The 7189-nt window shown below is 54.5% G+C and carries 9 protein-coding genes; 6 read left to right on the top strand and 3 right to left on the bottom strand.

Annotation, left to right across the window (positions count from 1 at the left end; all coding sequences use genetic code 11):
- The 6 genes from VGC33_RS21125 to anfO all read left to right on the top strand — a co-directional run.
- Window positions 1-1036, top strand: a 1036-nt coding sequence (locus VGC33_RS21125) for a nitrogenase component 1 (RefSeq protein WP_331122743.1), incomplete at its 5' end; no start/stop codon positions are given.
- Between the two features lie 11 nt (window positions 1037-1047).
- Window positions 1048-1398 carry a Fe-only nitrogenase subunit delta gene (anfG, locus tag VGC33_RS21120; protein WP_331122742.1) on the top strand — a complete coding sequence of 117 codons (351 nt, stop codon included), beginning with the start codon at window positions 1048-1050 and terminating at the stop codon, window positions 1396-1398.
- A gap of 11 nt (window positions 1399-1409) precedes the next feature.
- On the top strand, window positions 1410-2798 hold the full coding sequence (anfK, locus tag VGC33_RS21115) for a Fe-only nitrogenase subunit beta (RefSeq protein WP_331122741.1): 1389 nt from the start codon (window positions 1410-1412) through the stop codon (window positions 2796-2798).
- Window positions 2799-2831: 33 nt separating this feature from the next.
- On the top strand, window positions 2832-3251 hold the full coding sequence (locus tag VGC33_RS21110) for a hypothetical protein (RefSeq protein ID WP_331122740.1): 420 nt from the start codon (window positions 2832-2834) through the stop codon (window positions 3249-3251).
- 12 nt (window positions 3252-3263) lie between these two features.
- A complete protein-coding gene (locus VGC33_RS21105; protein WP_331122739.1) occupies window positions 3264-3770 on the top strand; it encodes a pyridoxamine 5'-phosphate oxidase family protein in 507 nt (168 codons plus the stop codon).
- A gap of 11 nt (window positions 3771-3781) precedes the next feature.
- Window positions 3782-4402: a Fe-only nitrogenase accessory protein AnfO gene (gene anfO / locus VGC33_RS21100; RefSeq protein WP_331122738.1), complete on the top strand. Its 621-nt coding sequence runs from the start codon at window positions 3782-3784 to the stop codon at window positions 4400-4402.
- Window positions 4403-4930: 528 nt separating this feature from the next.
- Here anfO and VGC33_RS21095 read toward each other — a convergent pair.
- The 3 genes from VGC33_RS21095 to VGC33_RS21085 form a co-directional block, all read right to left on the bottom strand.
- Window positions 4931-5095: a hypothetical protein gene (locus tag VGC33_RS21095; protein WP_331122737.1), complete on the bottom strand. Its 165-nt coding sequence runs from the start codon at window positions 5093-5095 to the stop codon at window positions 4931-4933.
- A 146-nt stretch (window positions 5096-5241) separates the two neighbouring features.
- Window positions 5242-5490 carry a hypothetical protein gene (locus VGC33_RS21090; RefSeq protein ID WP_331122736.1) on the bottom strand — a complete coding sequence of 83 codons (249 nt, stop codon included), beginning with the start codon at window positions 5488-5490 and terminating at the stop codon, window positions 5242-5244.
- A gap of 3 nt (window positions 5491-5493) precedes the next feature.
- The coding region (locus tag VGC33_RS21085; RefSeq protein ID WP_331122735.1) for a hypothetical protein at window positions 5494-7189 on the bottom strand (1696 nt) is incomplete at its 5' end.

Below are 7189 nucleotides of genomic sequence, written 5' to 3'. Positions count from 1 at the left end.
GGGCGGCCATCACAAAATCAATATCGCCTGGATAAACCAGAAAGTCGGCACCGTCGAGCCGAAAATCACCAGCGATCATGTCATCAACTATGTCGGCGAATACAACATCCAGGGCGATCAGGAAGTGATGGTGGATTATTTTAAGCGCATGGGTATCCAGGTGCTGTCCACCTTTACCGGCAACGGCTCCTACGACGATCTGCGCGGCATGCATAAAGCCCACCTGAATGTGCTGGAGTGCGCGCGTTCGGCGGAATACATCGCCAACGAACTGCGGGTGCGTTACGGCATTCCGCGCCTGGATATCGACGGTTTTGGTTTCGGCCCCTTATCGGATTCCCTGCGCAAGATCGGGCTGTTTTTTGGTATCGAAGAGCGCGCGCAGGCCATTATCGACGAGGAAACCGCCCGCTGGAAACCGGAGCTTGACTGGTATATGGCGCGCCTGAAGGGCAAAAAAGTCTGTCTGTGGCCGGGCGGTTCCAAACTCTGGCACTGGGCGCACGTTATCCATGCGGAAATGGGCGTGGAGGTGGTATCGGTTTATACCAAATTCGGCCATCAGGGCGATATGGAAAAAGGTATTGCCCGTTGCGAGGCCGGCGCGATGGCCATCGACGATCCCAATGAGCTGGAAACCCTGGAAGCGATGTACCAGCTCAAGCCGGATGTCATCTTTACCGGCAAGCGTCCCGGCGAAGTGGCGAAAAAAATACGCGTGCCCTACCTGAACGCCCACGCCTATCACAACGGTCCCTATAAAGGGTACGAGGGCTGGGTGCGTTTTGCGCGCGATATCTATAACGCCATTTATTCACCCATCCATCAGCTGGCCCGGCTGGATATCAGCCAAGACGACATACCGACCGACCGTGGATTCGCTACGCAGAAAATGCTTGCCGCCACCGGCCTTGACGAGCAGACCCTGGCATCGACCACCCTGCGCCAGTACACCGGCGACTATGACAGCGTATCCAAATTACGGGAGCGCGTTTATCCCACCTTTCCCGGCCAGACGGTCAGTACGGCGGAATAAGGAGAACATCAATGGCAAACCAGACTGAAGAACGCATCGAGCCGCTGATTGATTACATCATGAAAAATTGCCTCTGGCAGTTTCATTCCCGCGTCTGGGATCGGGAAAAGCAGAATGAGGGCGTGTTGTCCATCGTCACGCAATTATTATGCGATGAACCGGTGGATCTCACCACGCCGGCCAATCGCTGCTATTGGGCCGACGCCGTGGTGCTGGTGGACGCGTATAAAACGCACTTTTCCTGGCTGGGCCTGATGGACAAGGCGGAGATCGCATCGCTTATCACCGCGCTCCACGCGCGGCTGAACCACCTGACGATTACCGGATCGTTGAATGCGGAATTAACCGATCAGCGCTATTAGAGGGCAATATCATGTCGTGTGAATTAAGAAAAAAAGACCGGATCGGCGTTATCAACCCGATATTCACCTGCCAGCCGGCGGGGGCGCAATATGCCAGCATCGGCGTCAAGGATTGTATTGGCATCGTCCACGGCGGCCAGGGCTGCGTGATGTTCGTGCGCCTGCTGATTTCCCAGCACCTCAAGGAGAGCTTTGAAATCGCCTCCTCCTCGGTGCATGAGGACGGCGCGGTATTCGGCGCGCTCGATCGCGTGGAACAGGCGGTGGACGTACTGCTGATGCGTTATCCCCATGTCAAGGTGGTGCCGATTATCACCACCTGTTCCACCGAGGTGATCGGCGACGACGTGGACGGCGTGGTGCGCAAGCTTAACGAAGAGCTGTTGCCGGTGAAATACCCTGGCCGCGAGGTCCACCTGATCCCCATCCATACCCCAAGCTTCGTCGGCAGCATGATAAGCGGCTATGACGTGACGGTACGGGATTTCGTCAAGTATTTCGCCAGGAAAAGCGAGCCCAACGGCAAGGTTAACCTTATCACCGGCTGGGTAAACCCAGGCGACGTCACGGCGCTCAAGCACCTGCTGGCGGAAATGCAAATCGACGCCACCGTGCTGTTTGAAATTGAAGACTTCGATTCCCCGGTGATGCCCAGCGGCAACACGGTCTCCCACGGCAATACCACCATCGAGGATTTGGTCGGCACCGCCAACGCCATGGGCACCATCGCGCTTAACCGCTATGAAGGACGCAAGGCTGCGGATTACCTGGAAGAAAAATTCGCCATCCCCACCATTATCGGACCGACGCCCATCGGCATCCGTAATACCGACACCTTCCTGCAAAACCTGCGGCAGCTTACCGGCAAGGCTATCCCGGAGTCGCTGGTGCGCGAGCGCGGCATCGCCATCGACGCTCTGACCGATTTGGTGCATATGTTCCTGGCCGATAAGCGCGTGGCGATTTACGGCAATCCCGATCTGGTTATCGGACTGGCCGAGTTCTGCCTGGACCTGGAAATGAAGCCGGTATTGCTGCTGCTGGGCGACGATAATGCGTTTTACGATAAAGACCCCCGCATTATCGCGTTGCAAGAGCAGGTGGACTACGGCATGGAGATCATTACCAACGCCGACTTGTGGGAACTGGAAAACCGTATTACCCACGAAGGGTTGAAACTCGATTTGATTCTCGGGCATTCCAAAGGACGCTTTACCGCCATCGACAACCAGATACCCATGGTCAGGGTTGGGTTCCCCACCTATGATCGCGCCGGATTGTGGCGCCATCCGGTGGTGGGCTACTCCGGGGCCATCTGGCTGGCGGAACAGTTTGCCAACGCGCTGTTTACCGATATGGAATACAAGAAAAACAAAGAGTGGATCCTCAACGTCTGGTAGCGGGCACGCGTTTGGTTATAAGGATAACACCCGATGTCAAAACTGATTTTTGAATCCGATCGGCAAAAGTTTATCCGGCTGTCCCATGATGCCAAGGGTTATCACCGGCGGGCGGTGCTGTTCGCCGAACAGTCGCAGTCGCCGGGGCTTATCTTCAACGTGGCGTCCATTGCCGTGGAATGTTATCTCATCGCGCTGTGCGCCTGGTACGGCAGCATGCCGTATAACCACAATTATGGCAGCCTGATGGATTCGGCGGAGGAAGTGATCCCCTTCGCGCCGGAACTCAGCCGGCAAATCCGCGCGCTGGATGAGATTTTTGGCATTTGTTCGCTGGATAACTACCACCACGGCACCCCGACCCTGGAAGACACCCTTGGCATTATCGCCATTTGCCGGGAATTGTCGGCACTGTTAGCCCCCCTGGAATCCCAGGGTTCACCGGCCCAATAAAGAGAGGACCACATGCAGCCCACTGATATACCCACGGCGTCGGGACATCCGCACGGCGCCATGCGCCGTGACGAGCGGGAAATCACCCATCCAGCGGAAATAGCGGCCATCCTGGACTCGGCCAAGGTGATGTATATCGCCCTGGCCGAGAACGATATTCCTTTTATGGTACCGGTATTTTACGCCTGGGACGGCGCGTCGCTCTATTTCCATTCCGCCAGGGCCGGCACCAAGATAGAGATGCTGAAAAGGAACAGCACCCTGTGCTTTGCCGTTTCAACCGAGCAGGGCGTGGTGGAAGACGAGGTCATCTGCAATTTCGAGGCCAGGCACCGCACGGTAATCGGCCTCGGCAACGCGGTGTTTATCAAGGATGAGGCGGAAAAGATCGCCGCGCTTAACCTGATTGTCGCCCGTTTCAGCGATAAATCCTGGAGCTTTCCCATCGCCAATGTGCGCGCCACCCTGGTGTTGCGTATTGATATCATTTCAATGAAGGGTAAACAGCACGGTTTTTAGAGGAGGGTGAAATGAAAATAGCGGTATTTATCGATGCCGACGGCCGGGCCGCCTCGCTGTACCAGCCCGGCACCGTCAGGGTATATGAAACCGCCGCCGACGGCTGGCGGCAGGTCATGGATATTCCGTTCGCCCTGCACCAGCAGATGGGATTAAGCGAAATCAGGACCCGCACCCTGGCGATGCTGACGTCGCTGGACGGCTGCCGCCACTTTGTCGCCACCGCTATTCACGGCGCCCTGTTGTCCTATTTCGACGGCATGGGTATCAATATGTGGCGGCTGACCGGGGAACCGGCTGGTTTCCTGTCGCGTATCCGGCAGTTTGTGGAAGAGAACGCGCAGCGGGAACAGGCGCAGGCGCCGCAAGACTTTATCAGGCCCGGCCGGGGCGCGGGGGAATATTGCCTTAATCTGGTCGACGCGCTGAAAAGCGACGGCGCCCTGACCTCAAAGCAGGTCCTGCTGCCTTTTTTACGCGCGGGAACCTTTAAAAAAATCGACATAACCTGCGATCATGTGCCGAAATGGTTCAAACGAGAACTGCCGGCATTAAAACTGGCGCTGACCGTTGCGCAACAACCGGACGGGCTTTGTCGGGCGCTGGTGCTCAATATCGCCGGCAACGCCTGAGTTGCCGGCTTCTGGCTCAATTTGCGTCCGCGTTGTCTGCCATCCGGTGGGCGAGCACCCTGGCGTCCTCGATCTCCACGCCTTGGGGCGTCGGCTCCACCGGATGACGTGCCGCATGCACCGCCCCGATGCTTGCTGGGTCCAGATTCGCGCCGTCTCCGGGCTGACGTGGTCCGGCATAAGTTGTATCCAGCACATGTCCGTGCCGTTTTTCGACAACGCCGGGCTCGTTATTATTATTTAGATTGTTTGCATCCCATTTATCTTTAGAAAAGAACCCGGGACCCATTTAATTAATCGGGATTTTTGATCAATCCATTTTTTTAACTGCTGCTATCCAGTCTTCCCATACCGCGGGATCAGCAGGTTTGGATATATGGGGTCAAAACCACATAAAACCGATCACCTATCTGACCATATTGACGTCCATCAATTGTAGTTTTTGGATGGTGTTGCCAAGAATCCCAAACTAATTTTTTTATTGCCCTCATGGAAACCTATGCCATCACTATGTGTCCCATAATGATTTTAAGAGTATTGACCGCGGGCCTCCTGTTCTTCCTCCGGACCCCAACCACCCGGCGTTCCCGCTCCCACGCCGCCAAGTTCGGTTTTTTGCGTGTCGGTGGCTTTGGCTATGTCCTTGCCCAGATTCGGTTTGGCCGCGGCGTTTTCTTCGCATCGGCTCTCCATGCGTCCCAGTCCGCGTGCTCCATCACGTACCGCACATTGCTCACGCGTTCCTTCACCGCTAGAGCCAACCCTACCAAAGGCGTTGTTGCCACTTATCTCCAGCTTATAGGGTCCCGACAAAAAGTCGGGACTAATATGAGTATGAACTAGATATTTTTATACTTTTCGGGGAGATATTCTTTATGCTCCATAGCCTTTATTAATCCTAATAAATCATCACGATACCAACTTAATTCTTCTTTACTATCACACACCGTTTCTTGGTTAATTTGTTCATCAGAACAATGCGTTAATATCAAACTTAAACAGTCCGTTAATACTGTAATTTCACTTTCAGAAAGCCTGATATCAAACAATGTGACACAAGAGACAAATTCTTCTTTTAACAATTCCATTTTTCACCACCTAACATAATCAGTAAATTTATCTTTAAAATCAGCCAACTCATCATTGCTAGCTTTATGCCATCGTCCATCATTAACACGCTGGGTTGTATTTTTATTTACATTTTTAAATGAAGTGATCACTTGCCCATTTTTTTCTAATAAATGAACCCGCCCATTATCGCCTAAAATCACCCATCGCCCATCATTTTGAACCAAAATATCACATGGCCTGGATGTTTGAACATCTTTAATAACGGAACTAACAGGGCGTCCTTCTCTATTTCTTATAATAGCATGATCCCCCTGAGAAATTTTATTAAAATGAGCCAACTCATCCCGTTTCGGCCCATCAGGGATTGGCGTTACCATCGTATTTCCACTCATATGAGGCTTGCCTTCGGTATTGCCGGTATGCCTGTTCACCTGCCTGCTACGCGTATCAGGGGAGATCTGGATGTTTTTATTGGTTTGGTTCGGTAGCGGGTTTTCAAGTTTACCGCCCGTCAGATCATCTGCAACGGGAAGGGTTGCGGTTATATTGGGTCCTTGCCCATGTAGGATAAGCTTCGTCACACACAGAGGGTTACCTAGACAGGCTGCCTCCTGCGGTTTGGTTGTCGCCTTATTCAGCCCCGGCGCGGCTTCTATCTTACCTCTCGCAGCGTCGCCAGTGGTTCCCTCGACCACCCCGCTTTCAGGGGCAGCTCCTGCGCGCATGCTCAAGAAGTTATTCCCCACGGTGCAAGCCGCAGCAAAGCTGACCTGCGGCGCGGACGCCGGTTCAGATTGCTCCGCCGGAGCAGCAGCGAAGCGCTGCGTCGGGTCGCGCCCCGGTACTTTTTCGCTGCCTTCGCCCACCTTGCCGCTAGAGGCCAACAACCCCACCCCCAGGCCAAGGGGATGTTTCGCCAGCCCGAGCGCGGCCGACCCTAATGCGCTTAAGGCGGTGCGTAGCGCAACACCTTTAGCCCCGCTACCGGCAGCGGCTGCCTGTCCACCATTAACGCCGGCAGTGGCCGTGGCCAGGCCGGGCGAGAGGGCAACGGCCATGCCGGATAACGCGATGGCGCGCCGCGCGTTAACCTGCGCCATGGACGGTGTGACCGATGCGGGAATAGCGTTATTGCCCGCCAGGGATTCGCTACTGGGGTTAGCGGCTTTTTCAGGCTTGCTATCAGCCTCCCGGGCGACAGGGTGAACCCTGGCAACCTTCTGTTCACCGGCCTGCTTTCTTGTTGCCGCTAAAATTTGACCGGTTTCATTTTTCCGGATTAGCGCGTTTTCCAGCTGTCCGGCTCTTGCCCGGGCGGCATGGTCAAGGTTATTCCGTTTGGTCTTTTCTAAATTAAGCTGGTATTCCTGACGCAAATAGCGTTCCCGAACAGGCGTGCTCGGGGTAGTGCTTAGCTCTTTATGTAATGCGATAACGCCGGTACTGAGATGGCAAAGGCGATCGTTGATGTCACTCAACGCCTGGTAGGCAGATTGCTTCTTGTGCTGGGCGGCTAAAACCTGCGCCTGCATATAGTTATCCAGCGCCTGTGCCGCCGCCAAGGTGGTGGGTCTTGGCTGGGAGTGATAGCCATCATGATCTTCATGACATTCCGCCAGGGCTTTATCTAACACTTCCTTGGATAAATTGATGTGGTATTGAAATTGCTCGGCAAGCGCTTGAAAGTCCCTCCTTCTGGCCTCTTCTAATTGATGT

Source organism: Acerihabitans sp., from assembly GCF_036398755.1.
Taxonomy (GTDB): domain Bacteria; phylum Pseudomonadota; class Gammaproteobacteria; order Enterobacterales; family Enterobacteriaceae; genus Acerihabitans.
This window is presented reverse-complemented; position numbering and strand designations above follow the sequence as displayed.